The sequence below is a fragment of the Mesorhizobium sp. M0954 genome (assembly GCF_040319155.1).
Lineage (GTDB): Bacteria > Pseudomonadota > Alphaproteobacteria > Rhizobiales > Rhizobiaceae > Mesorhizobium.
Genome location: NZ_JAMYNR010000012.1, coordinates 14,415 through 31,486 on the forward strand (window position 1 = coordinate 14,415; position 17,072 = coordinate 31,486).

The 17,072-nt window shown below is 62.6% G+C and carries 17 protein-coding genes; 6 read left to right on the forward strand and 11 right to left on the reverse strand.

The window, feature by feature from the left end:
• Positions 1–23 precede the first annotated feature (23 nt).
• The 4 genes from NKH93_RS17785 (at position 24) to NKH93_RS17800 (ending at position 4,357) form a co-directional block, all read left to right on the forward strand.
• Positions 24–1,301, forward strand: a complete 1,278-nt coding sequence (locus tag NKH93_RS17785) for an ABC transporter substrate-binding protein (RefSeq protein WP_352770278.1) — start codon at positions 24–26, stop codon at positions 1,299–1,301.
• 212 nt (positions 1,302–1,513) lie between these two features.
• The gene (locus NKH93_RS17790; protein ID WP_352816719.1) at positions 1,514–2,437 is read left to right on the forward strand and encodes a carbohydrate ABC transporter permease; all 924 of its coding nucleotides are present in this window, start codon (positions 1,514–1,516) and stop codon (positions 2,435–2,437) included.
• The gene (locus tag NKH93_RS17795; RefSeq protein WP_352502457.1) at positions 2,437–3,285 is read left to right on the forward strand and encodes a carbohydrate ABC transporter permease; all 849 of its coding nucleotides are present in this window, start codon (positions 2,437–2,439) and stop codon (positions 3,283–3,285) included. Before NKH93_RS17790 ends, NKH93_RS17795 begins: the two co-directional genes overlap by 1 nt.
• A gap of 4 nt (positions 3,286–3,289) precedes the next feature.
• Entirely contained in the window at positions 3,290–4,357 is a 1,068-nt protein-coding gene (locus NKH93_RS17800) for an ABC transporter ATP-binding protein (protein ID WP_352682943.1), read from the forward strand.
• Positions 4,358–4,425: 68 nt separating this feature from the next.
• On the opposite strand, the gene rpmG is transcribed toward NKH93_RS17800, so the two are convergent.
• The 10 genes from rpmG to NKH93_RS17845 form a co-directional block, all read right to left on the reverse strand.
• Positions 4,426–4,593: a 50S ribosomal protein L33 gene (rpmG, locus tag NKH93_RS17805; protein ID WP_006201775.1), complete on the reverse strand. Its 168-nt coding sequence runs from the start codon at positions 4,591–4,593 to the stop codon at positions 4,426–4,428.
• A gap of 318 nt (positions 4,594–4,911) precedes the next feature.
• Complete coding sequence (locus tag NKH93_RS17810; protein WP_352816715.1) at positions 4,912–5,280, reverse strand: YybH family protein; 369 nt, start codon at positions 5,278–5,280, stop codon at positions 4,912–4,914.
• 51 nt (positions 5,281–5,331) lie between these two features.
• The gene (locus NKH93_RS17815) at positions 5,332–5,793 is read right to left on the reverse strand and encodes a YqfO family protein (RefSeq protein WP_352471771.1); all 462 of its coding nucleotides are present in this window, start codon (positions 5,791–5,793) and stop codon (positions 5,332–5,334) included.
• Positions 5,794–5,903: 110 nt separating this feature from the next.
• Positions 5,904–7,079 (reverse strand): MFS transporter, encoded by a 1,176-nt coding sequence (locus NKH93_RS17820; RefSeq protein WP_352502459.1) that lies wholly within the window; start codon positions 7,077–7,079, stop codon positions 5,904–5,906.
• 16 nt (positions 7,080–7,095) lie between these two features.
• On the reverse strand, positions 7,096–7,830 hold the full coding sequence (locus NKH93_RS17825; protein ID WP_352971186.1) for an NUDIX hydrolase: 735 nt from the start codon (positions 7,828–7,830) through the stop codon (positions 7,096–7,098).
• A 72-nt stretch (positions 7,831–7,902) separates the two neighbouring features.
• Entirely contained in the window at positions 7,903–8,355 is a 453-nt protein-coding gene (locus NKH93_RS17830) for a DUF983 domain-containing protein (RefSeq protein ID WP_023679976.1), read from the reverse strand.
• Positions 8,355–10,661 (reverse strand): ribonuclease R, encoded by a 2,307-nt coding sequence (gene rnr, locus NKH93_RS17835; RefSeq protein WP_502896458.1) that lies wholly within the window; start codon positions 10,659–10,661, stop codon positions 8,355–8,357. The genes NKH93_RS17830 and rnr overlap by 1 nt, the downstream gene beginning before the upstream one ends.
• A gap of 6 nt (positions 10,662–10,667) precedes the next feature.
• Positions 10,668–13,283 carry a type I DNA topoisomerase gene (gene topA, locus NKH93_RS17840; RefSeq protein ID WP_352471768.1) on the reverse strand — a complete coding sequence of 872 codons (2,616 nt, stop codon included), beginning with the start codon at positions 13,281–13,283 and terminating at the stop codon, positions 10,668–10,670.
• A 447-nt stretch (positions 13,284–13,730) separates the two neighbouring features.
• Positions 13,731–13,805: a hypothetical protein gene (locus tag NKH93_RS34330; protein WP_502896462.1), complete on the reverse strand. Its 75-nt coding sequence runs from the start codon at positions 13,803–13,805 to the stop codon at positions 13,731–13,733.
• A complete protein-coding gene (locus tag NKH93_RS17845; RefSeq protein ID WP_502896461.1) occupies positions 13,778–14,107 on the reverse strand; it encodes a COG4315 family predicted lipoprotein in 330 nt (109 codons plus the stop codon). Before NKH93_RS17845 ends, NKH93_RS34330 begins: the two co-directional genes overlap by 28 nt.
• Before the next feature lie 187 nt (positions 14,108–14,294).
• Between NKH93_RS17845 and NKH93_RS17850 the strand changes: the two genes are divergently transcribed.
• Positions 14,295–15,041 carry a cytochrome c biogenesis CcdA family protein gene (locus NKH93_RS17850; RefSeq protein WP_352471765.1) on the forward strand — a complete coding sequence of 249 codons (747 nt, stop codon included), beginning with the start codon at positions 14,295–14,297 and terminating at the stop codon, positions 15,039–15,041.
• Positions 15,042–15,065: 24 nt separating this feature from the next.
• Here the strand turns inward: NKH93_RS17850 and NKH93_RS17855 are convergent, their stop codons facing one another.
• Entirely contained in the window at positions 15,066–15,959 is an 894-nt protein-coding gene (locus NKH93_RS17855; RefSeq protein WP_352971188.1) for an SDR family oxidoreductase, read from the reverse strand.
• Positions 15,960–16,087: 128 nt separating this feature from the next.
• On the opposite strand from NKH93_RS17855, the gene NKH93_RS17860 reads away from it, so the two are divergent.
• Positions 16,088–17,035 (forward strand): AraC family transcriptional regulator, encoded by a 948-nt coding sequence (locus tag NKH93_RS17860; RefSeq protein ID WP_352502464.1) that lies wholly within the window; start codon positions 16,088–16,090, stop codon positions 17,033–17,035.
• Positions 17,036–17,072: the final 37 nt, after the last annotated feature.

Sequence of the window (17,072 nt, forward strand, 5' to 3'; positions counted from 1 at the left end):
CGTTCAAAATGGGAGTGCTGAACATGAAAAAACTGAGCATCCTTCTTGGTGCCGTCTTGGGTCTGGCGATTTCCGCTGGCAGCGTGCTGGCCGATTCCACGGTCAAGATGGTCGAGGTCATCACCAGCCCGCCGCGTACCGAATTCCTCAAGAAGCAGATCGCCGAATTCGAGGCGGCCAATCCGGGTGTCAAGGTCGAGCTGGTATCGCTGCCCTGGGGCCAGGCGTTCGAGAAGTTCCTCACCATGGTGCAGGCCGGCGACACGCCCGACATCGTCGAGATGCCGGAGCGCTGGATGGGCCTCTATGCGACCAACGGCCAGCTCGAGGATCTCGGGCCATACATGGCCAAATGGGACGATGCCAAAACGCTTGGCGAGCGTGCCAAGCAGTTCGGCTCGACGGTCGATAACAAGCAGTACATGATCCCTTACGGCTATTACCTGAACGCGCTGTTCTGGAACAAGAAGCTGTTCAAGGAGGCCGGTCTGGACGGTCCGCCGGCGACGCTCGATGAATTCGTCGAGGACTCCAAAAAAATCTCGGCGATACCGGGCAAATATGGCTACTGCCTGCGCGGCGGCCCGGGCGCCTTCAACGGCATGCATATGTTCATGAACATCGCAGCCGGCAAGGGCGGCTATTTCAACGAGGACGGCACCTCGACCATCAATGAGGAAGGCTCGGTCAAGGGCCTGCAGATGCTCGCCGACATGTACAAGAACGGCCTGGCGCCGAAAGATGCGGTGAGCTGGGGTTTTAACGAGACCGTCACCGGGTTCTACAGCGGCACCTGCGCCATGCTGAACCAGGATCCCGACGCGCTGCTCGGCATCGCCGACAAGATGAGCGCCGACGATTTCGCCGTGGCGCCGATGCCGGTCGGACCGAGCGGCAAATCCTATCCGACGCTCGGTTATGCCGGCTGGGCGATGTTCGCCAATTCCCAGCACAAGGACGATGCATGGAAGCTGATGGCGACGCTGTTGTCGCCCAAGGACAATCTGGAATGGGCAAAGGAAGTCGGCGTCATTCCAATCCACAACGGCGCCGACCAGGACGCCCACTTCAGGACCGAGCAGTTCAAAGGCTGGTTCGAGGAACTGAACAACGGCGACAAATACGAGATGGTGACGCCGCCGACTCACCTGGAAAACCTTGGCAATTTCGTAGACCAGGTGGCGATCAAGAATTTTCAGGAAGTGCTGCTTGGCCAGAAAGCGGCCAAGGACGTGGCTGACGAATGGGCCAAGTTCCTGACCAAAGAACAGCAGGACTGGCTGGCCAAGAACAAGAAATAGCTCTTCTTCCTTCTCCCGTTCACGGGGAGAAGGTGTCACGAAGTGACGGATGAGGGCGGCGCCAACCCGTCGTGGCTCGTGTTGCCTCTCATCTGCCTGCCCGTCCTCCGCAGCAGCTGCGCTGCAGCTGCGGAGGGTGGACCGGCATCTCCCCGTAAACGGGGAAGGCGCTGTCGCCAGCCCGTGCTTACCCAGGAGACGATCCAGTACCAATGACCTATGCCGTGTCCGAAATCCGATCCGCCGGCAGGCCGCGAAAGAAGCGGCTATCCCATGCCGTGATCGAGCCTTGGCTCTATCTCAGCCCGGCGATCGCGCTGCTGGTCGTCGTGCTCCTGGTGCCGCTGGTTATCGGTGTCGGCTACTCGTTCCGCAAATTCTCCGCTTTCAAATCCGAATATGTCTGGCTTGGGCAGTATCAGGCGATGCTGTCGGATCCTGTGCTCGGGCAGGCGCTCGTCAACACGCTATGGTGGACGGCAGCCAGCCTGTTCTTCCAATTTTTCCTTGGACTTGGCCTGGCGCTGCTGCTCGATACGCCGTTCCGGGGCAGAAAGATCGTGCAGGCCGTGGTGTTCCTGCCTTGGGCGGTACCGTCCTTCCTCTCGGGCCTGACCTGGGCCTGGCTGTTCAACCCGATCATCGGGCCGCTGCCGCATTGGCTCTACGCCTTGGGGCTGAAAGCCGAGCCAACCAACGTGCTCTCCGATCCCTCGACAGCCATGTGGGGGCCGATCGTCGCCAATGTCTGGTTCGGCATTCCCTTTTTTGCCATCACCCTTTTGGCGGCGTTGAAGTCGATCCCGTCAGAACTGCATGAGGCGGCGGCGATCGACGGCGCCTCGCCGTGGCAGCGCTTCACCAAGGTGACGCTGCCGTTCCTGGCGCCGACCATCGTCATTACCGTCATGCTGCGCACGATATGGATCGCCACATTCGCCGACCTGATCTTCGTCATGACCGAAGGCGGGCCTGCCGGTTCGACCGCCACAGTGCCGGTCTATATCTATGTCAGCGCGTTCAAGTCGCTGGACAAAGGCTATGCCTCCGCAGTGGCGGTCCTGCTGCTTGTGCTGCTCATCGTCTACGCGGTTGCGCTTATCGGCATCCGCCGTTCGCTGGTGAGGCACGTCTGATGATTGCCGGACGCTCCGCTTCCTCGCGCGTCCTCGGCGGTATCGGCCTTTACGGCGCCATCGCCGCCTATATGGCCTTCGCGTTGTTCCCGATCTTCTGGACGTTGAAGATCTCGGTTACGCCGGAGCGGCTGCTCTATTCCGAAGGCATCACTTTCTGGCCGTCGCAAGCGACGCTGCAGAACTTCGTCACCGTGCTCGAAGCCACCGATTTCCCGCGCTACTTCCTGAACAGCGTTATCGTTTCGGTGTCGACGGCAGCCTTCGTAACGGTCATTGCCACGCTGGCCGGCTACGCCATGTCGCGATTTTCCTTCCGCGGCAAGGCGACCCTGGCCATCCTGCTTTTGCTCACCCAGACTTTTCCGCTGGTGATGGTCATTCCGCCGATCTACCGCATCATGGGGCAGATCGGCCTCATCAACAGCCTGACCGGCCTCGTCATCATCTACACCGCGTTCAATACGGCCTTTGCGACCTTCCTGATGCAATCTTTCTTCGACGGCATCCCGCGAGACCTGGAAGAGGCAGCGATGATCGACGGCTGCACGCGCCTGCAGGCGATGCGCAAGGTGATCGTGCCGCTGACGCTGCCCGGCATGGGCGCGACGCTCGGCTTCGTCTTTACCGCCGCCTGGAGCGAGTTGCTGTTTGCGCTGATGCTGATTTCCAGCGACGACCAGAAGACCTTCGCGGTCGGCCTGCTCACCTATATCGGCAAATTCGCGGTCGACTGGGGACAGATGATGGCGGCTTCCATCCTGGCGCTGATCCCGGTCTGCGTCTTCTTTGCCTTCCTGCAACGCTACCTCGTCACCGGCCTTACCGCCGGCGCCGTCAAGGGATAGATCGATGGCCTCCGTTACACTCGACAAAGTCCGCAAAGACTATGGAGCGGTGCGCGTTCTGCACGCAGTCGATCTCGAAATCGCCGACGGCGAGTTCGTCGTTCTGGTCGGTCCGTCCGGCTGCGGGAAGTCGACACTGCTGCGTATGATCGCCGGGCTGGAGGAGGTCTCCGACGGCGAAATCCATATTGGTGAGCGCCTGGTCAACGATATTGCGCCAAAGGACCGCGACATTGCCATGGTATTCCAGTCCTACGCGCTCTATCCGCACATGGACGTGTCGAAGAACATGGGCTTCAGCCTGATGCTGAGAAAGGCCGGGAAGCCGGCGATCGATGCAAGGGTGGACAGTGCCGCCAAGCGGCTCGGGCTCGATGCGCTTCTGCAGCGCCTGCCTCGGCAATTGTCCGGCGGCCAGCGTCAGCGCGTCGCCATGGGCCGTGCCATCGTACGCGACCCGAAGGTCTTTCTCTTCGACGAGCCGCTTTCGAACCTCGATGCCAAGCTGCGCGTTCACATGCGTGCCGAGATCAAGGCGCTGCACCAGCAATTGAAGACCACTTCAGTCTATGTCACCCACGACCAGACCGAAGCGATGACAATGGCCGACCGCATCGTCGTCATGCATGACGGCCTCGTCCAGCAGGTCGGTGTGCCGCTCGATCTGTACGACCGGCCGGTCAACATGTTCGTCGCCGGGTTCATCGGCTCGCCCGGCATGAATTTTCTGTCTGCCGTGGTTGAAAAGGGCGCCAAGCCGGATGCCATCCTGGCCGACGGCCAGAAGCTGAGGCTGCCGGACGGCCTGCCGCTCAGGGATGGCGATGCGATCACCGTCGGCTTGCGGCCCGAGCATATCCGGCTCGCCGACAATGGCGCGCTGAAGGGCGAGGTGGGTGTCGTGGAGCCGCTCGGCCTGTCCACCCAGTTCTATGCCAGGCTTGCCGGCCAGCAGGTCTGCGTGTTTGCCATGGGCCGGGCCAGCGTGAAGCCGGGTGAGGCCGTGCGCCTGTCGGCTGATCCGGCATCGCTCCATCTGTTCGATCCGGCAAGCGGCGATCGCATCGGCTAGCCCTGTATCCCCGAAATGAAAAACGCCGCCCGGAAGGCGGCGTTTCGGTACTGCGAGAGAAAACCCGATTACTTGATCTTGGTTTCCTTGAATTCGACGTGCTTCTTGGCGACCGGGTCGTATTTGCGGAACGACAGCTTGTCCGTCTTGGTGCGGCTGTTTTTGCTGGTCACGTAGAAGAAACCGGTGTCGGCGGTCGACAGAAGCTTGATTTTGATGTTTGCGGCTTTGGCCATGATGTTCGTCCGTTGAATGTTCGTGGAGTTTTGGCCGCTGGAGCACGGGAAACACCCGGACGCGGGAAACTTGCCGCGACACATAAAGAACGCGCCCGGAAAGTCAACCCTTGTCCAGGTTCTGTGTCGTAAGCAGATGAGTTGTCCGGATTAGGTAGCACATGAGTTGTCCGGGTTTATGCCAGCCGATGGAGGCTGGGGACGAAGCGGACATTGAGTGCTACCAAAACCCGACAAGTTGATTGGGTGCCGACAGCCGCGGGAGGCTCCTGTGTGCCTCCGGCCGTCCTCTGGGTGGCGTCTCAGTTTGAATGCTGGCTATGAATATCGAGCGATGGACGGCTGATCGATCACCCAAAGCCAGTTCCCGTCACCTTGCCGGCGAGCGATTTCCGCAGTAACGGTGCCGTCGGCAAGGCGCGTGGAAGTGAGCGCCAAATCCCTGTTGATGATAGCCGGACGCTGATCTCCGAGATCAAACTTTCGTCCCGCTGCCACCAACTTGGCGTAAAATCGGCGGATGGCATCTCTGCCGCAGGCCAACTGTCCGTTGCCGGTATCGAGGATGGCACCGGGTTCGTAAAGAGCAGCCACTCCTTCCGCGTCTCCCGCTTGCTCGCGAGAAACCAATAGCCGCGCCAGGTCCTGGGGATCGCTTGCCGGTTTGCGGTTTGCTTCATCATTCATCGGCAGGCTTCCTGACAGCCAGATTCAAACCGAGATACGACCAGGTTCCGGTCACTCCGCCGCGACGGTTTCCGGTTGTAACGCCTTCTTCCAGTCTCCCGTCGTGTTCCACCAGCGGTTCGGGTTGGTGCGGTCGTCGAGACCCTTGGAGCGGCTGGCAAGCAGTGGCTGAATGCGGATCACCGGTTCCTGATAGCTGTGAACCTGATAAATCGCCTCGACGACGCGTGCGGCGAGCTTCTGGTCATCAGGCAGTTCGAACGACACCTCGACAGTCCCCGACCGCCTGCGCAATTCCGTCTCGGCGCCGGCGGCGGCACCTTCAAGCGGCCGGTAACGTTCGATGCCGTCCGCCGACTGAAAGGCATTGCTGTCATATTTGCCCATTTCGAGCGGCGCGATCGCGACCACCGCCTCCATGATGCGGTCGACATCGGCTGCCGGTGCCTGAAAGGTCACCAGCAGCAGCAATTCCATCCGCAGCGATTTCGTTTCAAAGCCACTATCGATCATCCGAGGTCTCCCTGCTTATGCACTTTGGGGGAGCATATACTCGAGCCCTCCTGACATGGTTGTGTCAGGAGTTGGTCAGCAGTGGGAGCGATGTCGGCAGCTGGGCCGACTCAGAGGATTTTGCGGAGCAGCCTGGTGCCGACCAGCACGATATAGCAGGCGAAGAACAGGCCGAGCGCCCAACCGAAGCCCGACGGACCGAAAGCGTCCATGCCGATGCCGATCGCCTGCGGGCCAAGCACCATGCCGACGCCGTAGCAGAGCACGAAGGCGGCGTTGGCGGAGGCCAATTCGTGGCCGGAAAGCTGCGAGCCGAGATGCGCCAGGCCGATTGTGTACATGGCAGCGACCACACCGCCCCAGACGAACAGAAGCGCTGCCATCAAATGCCAGTTCTGCGCGAAGTACGGCATGAAGACCGTGCCGGCAAGCCCGACGGTGGCACAGGCCATCAGCAGATAGCGACGGTCGCTTACGCGGTCGCTGATCATGCCGATCGGGATCTGCAACAGCACGTTGCCAAGCCCGATCATGGTGAGCAAAAGGGCGGCGTCCGCCTCTGAGTAGCCGATGCGGCTACCGTAGACCGGGAACAGTGCAAAGCCGCCGGTCTCGACCGCGCCGAACACCAGCACGGCCGCGGTCGCCGTCGGCACCAGCCAGATGTAACGCAGGAAATTGCTGGTTTCGCCGTCCGAGACGATCGTCGGGCTCTCGTTGCGTGCCGCCAGGACCGGTATGGCAGCGAGCGTAACCAAGGCGATGGTAACGCCGAAGGGCAGGAAGCCACTGCTGCCGAGATGGGCGAACAGCCAAGGCCCGGCGGCAAAGCCGAGAGACAGCACGGTGGCATAGATGCCGAGGACCAGTCCGCGCCGGTGTGGCGGCGCCGAGGTGCTGATCCAGAATTCCGACAGGATGAACAGTACCGTCAGCGCGATATGCAGCAGCACGCGCAGCGGAAACCACATCCAGAAAGCTGGCGCGAAATGGAAACCGACAAAGGCCAGCGCCCCGGCGGCGATCATGGCAAGCATCGTCCAGGCGACCCCGAACCGCATGGCAAGCGGGGTGGCGAGCGGCGCGCCGGCGATAGAGGCGAGGCCGGCGACCGCGGTGTTGAGACCGATCATCGACGCGGAATGGCCACGCGTTTCCAGGATCACGCTGAGCAGCGGCATGCCAAGGCCGATGGCAATGCCGACGACGCTGATCGACGAGATCGCCGCGACCATCGGCAGCCAGTGTACGCGTTCCTTGCCCTGCGGCTGGGTATCGACTGTCATGGAATGCCTGGCTGCTCTAGAGAATTTCGCGGACGAAGCGATTGCGGACAAGCCGGTAGAACGGCACGGGACTGCCGGGGCTCAGCAACGGATCCCAGGCGAGCCGCATTTCCAGTTCCTCCAGGACCGTGCGCGTGATGTCTGGAATATCGGCTTGCCTGGCCTTGGCCAGCGGCAGCCAAACGACGTCCTCCAACTCGTTGGTCGGACCGCCACCCGGCAGTTCAACGGCGACATCGTCGCGCCATGCGGCGAGAAAGCGCGTATCGAAGCGGCGCACCCGGTTGGGCGGGGTGATGGCGCGTGCGACGAAGCGCAGCGCTTGCAGTGATGGGATGACCCCGTGTTCGACAAAGCCCTGCCAGTCGCGCCTGGCGGTTGCGAACACGCCTTTTTGACCGATCAGCAGGCCGGCCTCCTCATAGGTTTCGCGGATTGCCGACAGGGCAATCGCGCGGGCGCGAGCCGGGCTGGTGCGACCGATATCAGCGGTCAATCTCGCTTCTTCCTCGGGATGAAGTGCGGTGGCTATTGAGATGCGGCTGTCGGCCGGATCTGTGCGGCCGCCAGGAAACACGAATTTTCCCGGCATGAAGGCATGACCGGCGTGGCGCCGGCCCATCAGCACCAGGAATTCGTCGCCTTTGCGGTCGAGCAGGATCAGCGTCGCGGCGTCGCGTGGGCGTATAGGCTTGGCCTCGAGCGCGATCCGCTCAACCTTGTCGACTTCCGCCTTGGTCATAACGTCCATGCGGTCGACCTAGCGGAATCTTCTCCGATGCGAAAGTGGCGTCCAGCCATGCCGATTGCGCCAGCCTCGGTTTCAAGCCTCGGGATGCGACTCGATCAGATCTTCTTCACCGCCAAAGCCGTGCATATAAAACGCCCATTGCAGGCCGATGACAGCGCCCTTGACCGGTTGCAGCAGGACGACGGCCAGAATGATGGTCAATGGCACCCAGATGGCGATGTGCTGCCAGGTAGATAGCGTCGAGGTCGCCTCGACACCCATGAAGGCCCCGAGCACGATGTGGCCGACAATGACGACCACGAGATAGGCCGGCAGGTCGTCGGCGCGATGGTGGTGGAGCTCCTCGCCGCAATGATCGCATTTGTCGACGGTCTTGACGAAGGCGCGAAACAGCTTGCCCTCGCCGCAATGCGGGCAGCGGCCGAGCATACCGCGCTTCATTGCCGTCCATAGCGGCCGGGCGGTCCGGCCCGAGTGATGTTCGCCACCGAAAATCCGTTCTTCCACCTGCAGTTCTGTGGGCATTACCGTCTCCTGCCGCGCGAGCCTGGACGCGATTGCGACGCCCGGGCGCGGCCTTTGGCCTTGTGGAACGACCGTTTGGAGCCGGGCAGCGGCTTTGGCTCGGTCAGCATCTCGAAACGCATCGCGCCGGCCATCGGCGCCACCTCGATCAGGCGAACCTCGACGCGATCAGCAAGCTGATAGCCCTTGCCGGTGCGTTCTCCGAAAAGCGATCGAGCAGTTTCGTCGTATATATAGTAGTCGCCGCCCAGGGTTGAAACCGGAATGAAGCCATCCGCGCCGTACTGCGGCAATTGGACAAACAGGCCCGATTTGGTGACGCCCGAGATGCGGGCGTCGAAACGGTCGTCGATGCGCTCGGCGAGAAAGGCGGCGATCAGCCGGTCGACCGTGTCGCGCTCGGCGGCCATCGCGCGCCGCTCGGTCGCCGAAATCAGCGCCGAGACCTCTTCCAGCCGCTCCGCCTCGTCCTGCGTCAGGCCCCCCGGACCAAGGCCGAGTGCGGCAATCAGCCCACGATGCACGATCAGGTCGGCATAGCGACGGATCGGCGAGGTGAAATGCGCGTAGCGCTTCAGGTTGAGGCCGAAATGGCCGATATTGGCGGGCGAATATTCGGCCTGGCTCTGCGAGCGCAGCACCACTTCGTTGACCAGCCCCTCATTATCGGCGCCGCGCACGCGAGCGAGGATGCCGTTGAACTGGTTCGGCAGCATTTGCGCGCCGCGCGCCAGCGACAGGCCGAGCGTCTGCAGGAATTCACGCAGCGATTCCTGCTTGGCGAGCGAGGGCGCATCGTGGATGCGGTAGACCAGCGCCTGGCGCTTCGCCTCGAGTGTCTCGGCGGCGGCGACATTGGCCTGGATCATGAACTCTTCGATCAGTTTGTGCGCGTCGAGCCGCTCCGGCACGACGACCTTGTCGACGGTGCCGTCCTGCTTGAGCAGGATCTTGCGCTCGGGCAGATCGAGTTCGAGCGGCTGGCGGGTGTCGCGGCCGCGCTTCAGGATCGCGTAGGCGTCCCATAGCGGCTTCAGCACCGTATCGAGGATCGGGCCAGTCGTGTCGTCCGGTGCGCCGTCGATCGCCGCTTGCGCCTGCTGATAGGCGAGTTTCGCCGCCGACTTCATCATGACGCGATGGAAGGAATGTCTGAGTTTGTGGCCATCGGCCGAGAAAGTCATACGCACCGCTATCGCCGGACGATCCTGGCCCTCACGCAGTGAACAGAGGTCGTTCGAGATGCGCTCCGGCAGCATCGGTACGACTCGGTCGGGAAAATAGACCGAATTGCCGCGCTTCAGCGCTTCGCGATCGAGCGCCGTGCCATAGCGCACGTATGCAGCGACATCGGCAATGGCGACGGTGACAATCACGCCGCCGGCGTTCTTCTCGTCGGTGTCAGGCATGGCGAACACCGCGTCGTCATGATCCTTGGCATCGGCCGGATCGATGGTGAGCAGCGGCAGCTCGCGCCAATCCTCGCGGCCGGCAAGCGTCGCCGGCTTGACCGCCTCCGCCTGGGCGATGACGTCGGCTGGGAAAATATGCGGAATGTCGTGTGCGTGGATGGCGATCATCGAGACCGCCTTTTCGCTGGTCAGCGACCCCAACACCGCCAGAACCTTGGCTCGCGGCAGCCCGTAGCGCGAGGCCCGCGCCGGCTCGACCTCGACCAGGTCGCCGTTCTTGGCGCCGTTCTGGAATTCCTTGTCGACGACCAGCTCCGGCTGACGCCTTTCCACCGGTTCGATGCGGAACGTGCCGTCCTTCAGCACACGGAAAACGCCGAGAACCGCATCGGTGCGCTTCTCGAATATCTTCATCACCCGGCCCGTATAGGCCGGGCCTGCCGGATCGTCGGTCGGAAAGGTCTTGGCCAGCACGCGGTCGCCGATGCCCGGCGTCGGGCCATTGCCGCCGCGCGACACGCGGATCGCTATGACCGGAGGTTCGCCATTGCCAATCACTTCGGTCGGGTGCGCCAGCAGCACACCGTCGGCGTCACGGCCGAAGATGTCGAGCACCGCGACGTGGGGCAGGGCGCCGACACGGGCAAGCCGCTTGCGCTCCTTGGTCAGCAGGCCTTCATCCTGCAGGTCGCGCAAGACGTCCTTCAGCCAGATACGGTCTTCGCCGCGCAGCGCAAACGCCTTGGCGATGTCGCGTTTTCCGGCGCGGTCCGGATTTTCGGCGATGTAACGCAGTATCTCGTCGCGTGAAGGCCGGTAATTGTCCCTGACCTTGGCACGGGTATCGGCGGTGCGCAGATCGCCGTGCCTTCTTCCGGAGACTTTGCGCGCCAACCCGTCCTATCCCTTTTTCCTGGCGGCCGGTTTTTTGGCCGCAGCCGGTTTCTTCGCAGGCGCGGCCGCTTTGCGGAAGGGCTTCCTGGCACCGTTGCCGCCCTTGGCTTCCTTTTCCGCAATGAGCGCCACCGCATCCTCGATCGTCACCGATTGCGGATCCTTGCCCTTCGGCAGCGTCGCATTGACCTTGCCGAAATTCACATAAGGCCCGTATTTGCCGTCGCGCACGACTATTTTGCCGCCGCCGGCAGGATGCTCGCCTAGTTCCTTGAGCGCAGCGGCTGTGCCGCCATTGCGGCCGCCTTTGCCCTTCAATTGCTTCTCGGCGATCACCGAGACGGCGCGATTGAGGCCGATCGAGAACACGTCCTCGATGCTGTCGAGATTGGCGTAGGTGCCGTCATGCAGCACGAACGGCCCGTAGCGCCCCAGCCCGGCCGAAATCATCTTGCCGGATTCCGGATGCTTGCCGACGTCGCGCGGCAGCGACAACAAGGCGAGCGCCTTTTCGTGATCGATCGAATCGACCGTCCAGCCCTTGGGCAGGCTGGAGCGCTTGGCATCCTTGCCGTCGCCGCGCTGGATATAGGGGCCGAACCGGCCATTGCGCAGCGTGATCTCCTCGGCGGTATAGGGGTCCTTGCCGAGCACTTTGGTGCCGTCTTCACCACCGCCGTTCTCGCCATTGGGATTGGCGGCGTCGCCGAGCTGGCGGGTGAAGGAGCATTCGGGATAGTTCGAACAGCCGACGAAGGCGCCGAACTTGCCGAGCTTCAGCGACAGGTTGCCGGTACCGCATTTCGGACAGATGCGCGGGTTCGAACCGTCTTCCCGCGCGGGAAAGACCAGCGGCGCCAGTTCCTCGTTCAATGCATCGAGGACGTCGGTGACGCGCAACTCCTTGATGTCGGCGACGGCGCCGGAAAAATCCTTCCAGAAATCGCGCAGCACGTCCTTCCATGCGAGCTTGCCGTCGGAAATCTCATCGAGCTTTTCCTCCAGCGAAGCGGTGAAGTCGTACTCGACATAACGCTCGAAGAAGCTTTCGAGGAAGGCCGACAATAGCCGGCCCTTGGCCTGCGGCACCAGCTTGCGCTTGTCGATGGTGACATAGTCACGATCCTCGAGCGTCTTCAGGATCGCCGTATAAGTCGACGGCCGGCCGATGCCCAACTCTTCCAGCTTCTTGATCAGCGAAGCTTCCGAATAACGCGGCGGCGGTTCGGTGGTGTGCTGGGTGGCGTTGATCGCCTCGCGTGTGAGCTGCTCGCCGGCACGGATCTCGGGCAGGCGGCGGCTTTCCTCGTCTTCCGAATCTTCTTCCTTCTGCTCGATGTAAGCGGCAAGGAAGCCGTCGAAGCGAACAACCGAGCCTACAGCACGAAGCTCGGCGGTGCGCGGGCCGTTGATGGCCTCGACCTCGACCGTGGTGCGCTCTATCTCGGCCGGCTGCATCTGGCTGGCGATGGCGCGTTTCCAGATCATCTCGTAAAGCCGCGCCTGGTCAGCGTCGAGATACTGCCTGACGGAAGCCGGCGTGCGCATGAAATCGGTCGGACGGATCGCTTCGTGCGCCTCCTGGGCATTCTTGGCCTTGGCGGAATAGTAGCGCGGCTTTTCAGGCAGGTATTTAGGGCCGAATTCCTTGGCAATCGCATCGCGCGCGGCAGAGATCGCCTCCGGCGCCATCTGCACGCCGTCGGTTCGCATGTAGGTGATCAGGCCGGTGGTCTCACCGCCGATCTCCATGCCCTCATAGAGCCGCTGAGCCACCTGCATGGTGCGGTTGGCCGAAAAGCCGAGGCCCGATGAGGCTGCCTGCTGCAGCGTCGAGGTGGTGAAGGGCGGCCCGGGATTGCGCTTGGTCGGCTTGGCTTCGACCGACGCCGCCTTGAAGCTGGCGCCTTCGAGCATCGCTTTGATGTCGTCGGCCTGCGCCTTGTTGGAAATGTCGAGCTTTTGCAGCTTCTTGCGCTCGAAGGCGGTCAGCCGCGCCTCGAAATTATCCTTGCGCGGCGTACCGAGAATGGCGGCGACCTGCCAGTATTCCTCGCGGATGAAGCGCTCGATCTCGGATTCGCGGTCGCAGACCAGACGCAGCGCCACCGACTGGACGCGGCCGGCGGAGCGGGCGCCGGGCAGCTTGCGCCACAGCACGGGCGACAGCGTGAAGCCGACCAGATAGTCGAGCGCGCGGCGAGCGAGATAGGCATCGACCAGCGGCGCGTCGATCTGGCGCGGATTGGCCATCGCCTCCAGCACGGACGCCTTGGTGATGGCGTTGAAGACGACGCGGCTGACCGGCTTGTCCTTCAACGCGCGCTTTTGCTTCAGCACTTCCAGGACATGCCAGGAGATCGCTTCGCCCTCGCGGTCCGGATCGGTGGCGAGGATCAGCCCGTCGGCGTCCTTGACCGCCTTGGCGATATCGGCGAGACGCTTTCCAGACGCCGTGTCGACGGCCCAGGACATGGCAAAGTCCTCATCCGGACGCACCGAGCCATCCTTGGCCGGCAGATCGCGGACATGGCCGAACGAGGCCAGAACCTTGTAGTTCTTGCCGAGGTACTTGTTGATTGTCTTCGCCTTGGCCGGCGATTCGACGACGACGACGTCCATACGGTCTCATATCAGTTGTGATGCGGCAGAAGAATTCCGCTGCGCGCGACGAAATCTCGTTCAATGTGTCGCTCACATGGCCGCGCTTTTGCATCCGGTCAAGGCCAAGCAGTCAAAATGCGGCCCTGTACCGAATGCGCAACCCAACGGCGCGCCATGCGATTTCCGCAATCCTGGACAAGGGAAATGAGCAGCCTATCGCTGGACAAACCCGGCAATTGATCCTGGAGAACGGGACAAACTCTCCCGCGGATATAAGAGAAACATCGAGCACGCGCCAGCCCTGCTTGAACAGATGCTGTAAAGCGCGCAATCGCTTGCCCGGCATTTTGCTCGGACAGTCGCAAGGAAGTACCGTGCTGAAAAGCTGGCCGCCGGGGCGGTTGGGTCGAGTTCCCAGCGACCAGCCGTGTTACCGCCCGTTACGGCCGATCAGAAGCTCAAGGCCTAGTCGGCCTTGGCGATATGCCAGACGCCGCCGACACCCTCGCCGGTCACGTCGCCGGCCTTCTTGTCCTTGATGAACGTGTAGAGCGGCTTACCTTCGTAGCCCACATCCTGGTGCCGTCGGTGCGGTCGACGATCGTCCACTCGCTCTCGGCCTTGGCGTTGGCGTCAGCCTTCAGCGGCGGCCAATTGGCGGCGCATTTGTCGTAGCAGTTCGACTTGCCCGCCTCGTCCTTGTCGTAGGTGTAGAGCGTCATGCCGCTGGCGTCGGTGTAGATCTTGGTGCCGCCGACCTCCGCTTCCTTCCACGCCTCGGCAGCGAAGGATGCGGCAGTGCCGAGCAAAAGCGCGGCCATGCCAATTGCGATCGTTTTCATGGACTTCTCCCTGGATCATTCGAAAAGCGCGCGGAACAACGCAGTTTCGTTTGATCAACGCTGCCTGGCCGCCCTTTCTTCCCGGGCGGGCGTCGACTTGCTACCCAATGTGATGGGGCCACGCGATGGTGATTGGCGGACGGCTGTTGTCGCGGCTATATGGCTGCGCAGTCATCGGGAGACGGAAATGGCATTGGACGTCGGCTATGTCAGTGCGATCGGGGCGGGAGCAATTTCCTTCCTGTCCCCCTGCGTGCTGCCGCTGGTGCCGCCTTACCTGTGCTATATGGCCGGCGTGTCGGTCGACGATTTCCGCGGCGAGGCCGGCATTACGGCAAAGGCCGGCGCGCGAGGCGCGCTGATTAATTCCTCAATCGCCTTCGTGCTCGGCTTCTCGACCGTCTTCGTCGCACTCGGCGCCGGCGCCTCGACCATCGGCCATTTGCTGCGAGTCTGGCAGGAGCCGCTGGCAATGGCGGCAGGCGTGCTGATCATCCTGATGGGGCTGAATTTCCTCGGCGTACTGCGCATCCCTTTGCTTTCACGCGAGGCGCGCTTCCAGTCACAAGGCAAGCCGGCCAGCCTGATCGCCGCTTACGTCATGGGCCTGGCCTTCGCCTTTGGCTGGACGCCCTGTATCGGCCCGGTGCTGGGGCCGATCCTGACGCTTGCCGGCGGCCGCGAGACGGTGGGCGAGGGCGCGCTGCTGCTCGCCGCCTATTCGCTCGGCCTCGGTATTCCCTTCCTCGTTGCGGCGCTGTTTTCAGGCGCCTTCATGCGCTTTCTCGGGAAATTCCGCGTCCATCTCGGCCGCGTCGAAAAGGCCATCGGCGCGTTGCTGGTGGTCGCCGGCGTGTTTTTCCTGACCGGCGGCGTGCAGGCGGTGTCCTATTGGTTGCTCGAGAATTTTCCGGTGCTGGGGCAATTGGGATAGGTTTGCCGCCCGACATGGGTCTGTTCAGCCTTCGAAATAGCCCGGCTGGTCGATATCAGCGATCAGCCCGGGTCCGCTCGGCTGCCACCCCAGCAGCGCCTGGGTCCGTTCGCTCGAGGTCGGGACATCCATCGCCGCGAACATAGCGAACCAGCCAAAATGATCGGCGGCTTCTTCCGCGGACTTGGCGACGACCGGCACGTTCAGGCGCCGGCCGATCACGCCGGCGATGTCCTTGAACGGCACGCCTTCTTCGGCGATCGCGTGATATCGCCCGCCACCGGCTCCATGCTCGAGCGCAAGCCGGTAAACGCGGGCTGCATCGAACCGATGCACGGCAGGCCAGCGATTGAGCCCTTCGCCGATATAGGCCGACACGCCCTTCTTGCGAGCGAGGTCGATGAGAATAGGAACAAAAGCGTGGTCGCCTTGGCCATGGACCGACGAAGGAAGGCGCACAACCGACGCGCGCACGCCGCGTGCCGCCAGCGCGGCGGCTGTCGCTTCGGAGGCGCGGGGATACGAAGCGGAAGATGGGACAGGCGCATCTTCCTCGGTCGCGATACGGCCCCGCGCCTGGAGCGCGGTCCCGGAGGTGACGAGCAGGGGCCGCTCGGAGCCTTCGAGTGCACCGCCCAAGGCCTCGATGGCGCACCGGTCCATCTCGCAGTTTTGCGCGAACTTCGAGAAGTCGTGGTTGAAGCCGGTATGGATCACTCCATCAGCTGCCGCTGCGCCCCTGCTGAGGCTTTCGAGGTCTTCGAGGTCACCTCGATGCACCTCGGCTCCGGTGGCTGCAAGCGACTTGGCCGACGCCGCCGAGCGGGCGAGGCCGAGCACCTGATGGCCGGCGCCGATGAGTTCTTGAACGACGGCAGAACCGACGAATCCGGTCGCTCCGGTAACGAAAACACGCATCACGACTTCTCCTGTCCGTTTCTGGCCACGACCATTTTCGCGGCTCAGTTGTGTCGTGATAGGCGCTTGAGAAAATACGATCTATGCGGTAAAGTCCGTATTATCTTCGCAATCGTCCGGAATGACCTGTGGATCCCCTTTCAGATGTGCTCTCGCTGCTGAAGCCGCGAAACTATATGTCGGCCGGTTTCGATGCTGGTGGTGAATGGTCGATCCAGTTCCCCGACCAGCAGCAAAGCATCAAGACCGGAGCGGTGGTCTCCGGCCGGTGCTGGCTGTCTGTGGAGGGCGTTGCTGACGCAGTGCGCCTTGAGACGGGAGACTGCTTCCTGCTGCCGAGTGGACGGCCTTTCCGCCTTGCAAGCGACATGAGCTTGACGCCTGTTGAAGCCGTCAAGATTTTTCCGCCTGCGCGAGCCGGCGGTGTCGTGACCCACAATGGCGGTGGTGATTTCTTTCTGGTCAGCAGCCGCTTCGCGCTTGGCGGCAATCATGCCGGCATGCTGTTGCGGATGCTGCCAGCCATTGTGCATATCCGCAAAGAGTCGGACCAGTCGGCGCTGCGCTGGTCTGTGGAGCGGATGATGCAGGAGCTGCGCGAGCCGCAGCCGGGCGGCTTTCTGATGATCCAGCACCTCGCCCACATGATGCTGGTTCAGGCGCTGCGGCTGCATCTTTCGGAAGGATTGAAAGGTGGCATCGGCTGGCTCTTTGCCCTCGCGGACAAACAGATCGGCGCGGCGATCAGCGCCATGCATGACGATCCGGCGCATGGCTGGACGCTACAGGAACTGGCGGAACGGGCCGGCATGTCGCGATCGACCTTTGCGCTCAGATTCAAGGAGACGGTTGGCGCGTCGCCGATGGACTATTTGACGCGCTGGCGAATGCTGCTGGCTGGCGACCGGCTGACGAATTCCAGCGATCCCGTCGCCGTCATAGCGCTTTCGCTCGGCTACGAATCCGAAAGCGCCTTCAGCACAGCCTTCAAGCGGGTCATGAACTGTTCGCCACGGCAATACGGCCGTGGCCGAGCCCCCAGCTTCGCATCACGCAACGAGGCGGAAGCCGCCTGAGCCGATCGGCTTGAGCGTGTCGCGGGTTGGAGGTTCC

Excerpts from the sequence above, each read along its gene's own strand:
- NKH93_RS17830 (WP_023679976.1), bottom strand. The coding sequence starts at position 8,355 with ATGCCCACAGAACTGCAGGTGGAAGAACGGATTTTCGGTGGCGAACAT.
- NKH93_RS17815 (WP_352471771.1), bottom strand. The coding sequence starts at position 5,793 with ATGATCGATAGTGGCTTTGAAACGAAATCGCTGCGGATGGAATTGCTG.
- NKH93_RS17820 (WP_352502459.1), bottom strand. The coding sequence starts at position 7,079 with ATGACAGTCGATACCCAGCCGCAGGGCAAGGAACGCGTACACTGGCTG.
- NKH93_RS17795 (WP_352502457.1), top strand. The coding sequence starts at position 2,437 with ATGATTGCCGGACGCTCCGCTTCCTCGCGCGTCCTCGGCGGTATCGGC.
- topA (WP_352471768.1), bottom strand. The coding sequence starts at position 13,283 with ATGGACGTCGTCGTCGTCGAATCGCCGGCCAAGGCGAAGACAATCAAC.
- NKH93_RS17850 (WP_352471765.1), top strand. The coding sequence starts at position 14,295 with ATGGCATTGGACGTCGGCTATGTCAGTGCGATCGGGGCGGGAGCAATT.
- NKH93_RS17810 (WP_352816715.1), bottom strand. The coding sequence starts at position 5,280 with ATGAATGATGAAGCAAACCGCAAACCGGCAAGCGATCCCCAGGACCTG.
- NKH93_RS17855 (WP_352971188.1), bottom strand. The coding sequence starts at position 15,959 with ATGCGTGTTTTCGTTACCGGAGCGACCGGATTCGTCGGTTCTGCCGTC.
- NKH93_RS17845 (WP_502896461.1), bottom strand. The coding sequence starts at position 14,107 with ATGAAAACGATCGCAATTGGCATGGCCGCGCTTTTGCTCGGCACTGCC.
- rpmG (WP_006201775.1), bottom strand. The coding sequence starts at position 4,593 with ATGGCCAAAGCCGCAAACATCAAAATCAAGCTTCTGTCGACCGCCGAC.
- NKH93_RS17825 (WP_352971186.1), bottom strand. The coding sequence starts at position 7,830 with ATGGACGTTATGACCAAGGCGGAAGTCGACAAGGTTGAGCGGATCGCG.
- NKH93_RS17790 (WP_352816719.1), top strand. The coding sequence starts at position 1,514 with ATGACCTATGCCGTGTCCGAAATCCGATCCGCCGGCAGGCCGCGAAAG.
- NKH93_RS17800 (WP_352682943.1), top strand. The coding sequence starts at position 3,290 with ATGGCCTCCGTTACACTCGACAAAGTCCGCAAAGACTATGGAGCGGTG.
- NKH93_RS17785 (WP_352770278.1), top strand. The coding sequence starts at position 24 with ATGAAAAAACTGAGCATCCTTCTTGGTGCCGTCTTGGGTCTGGCGATT.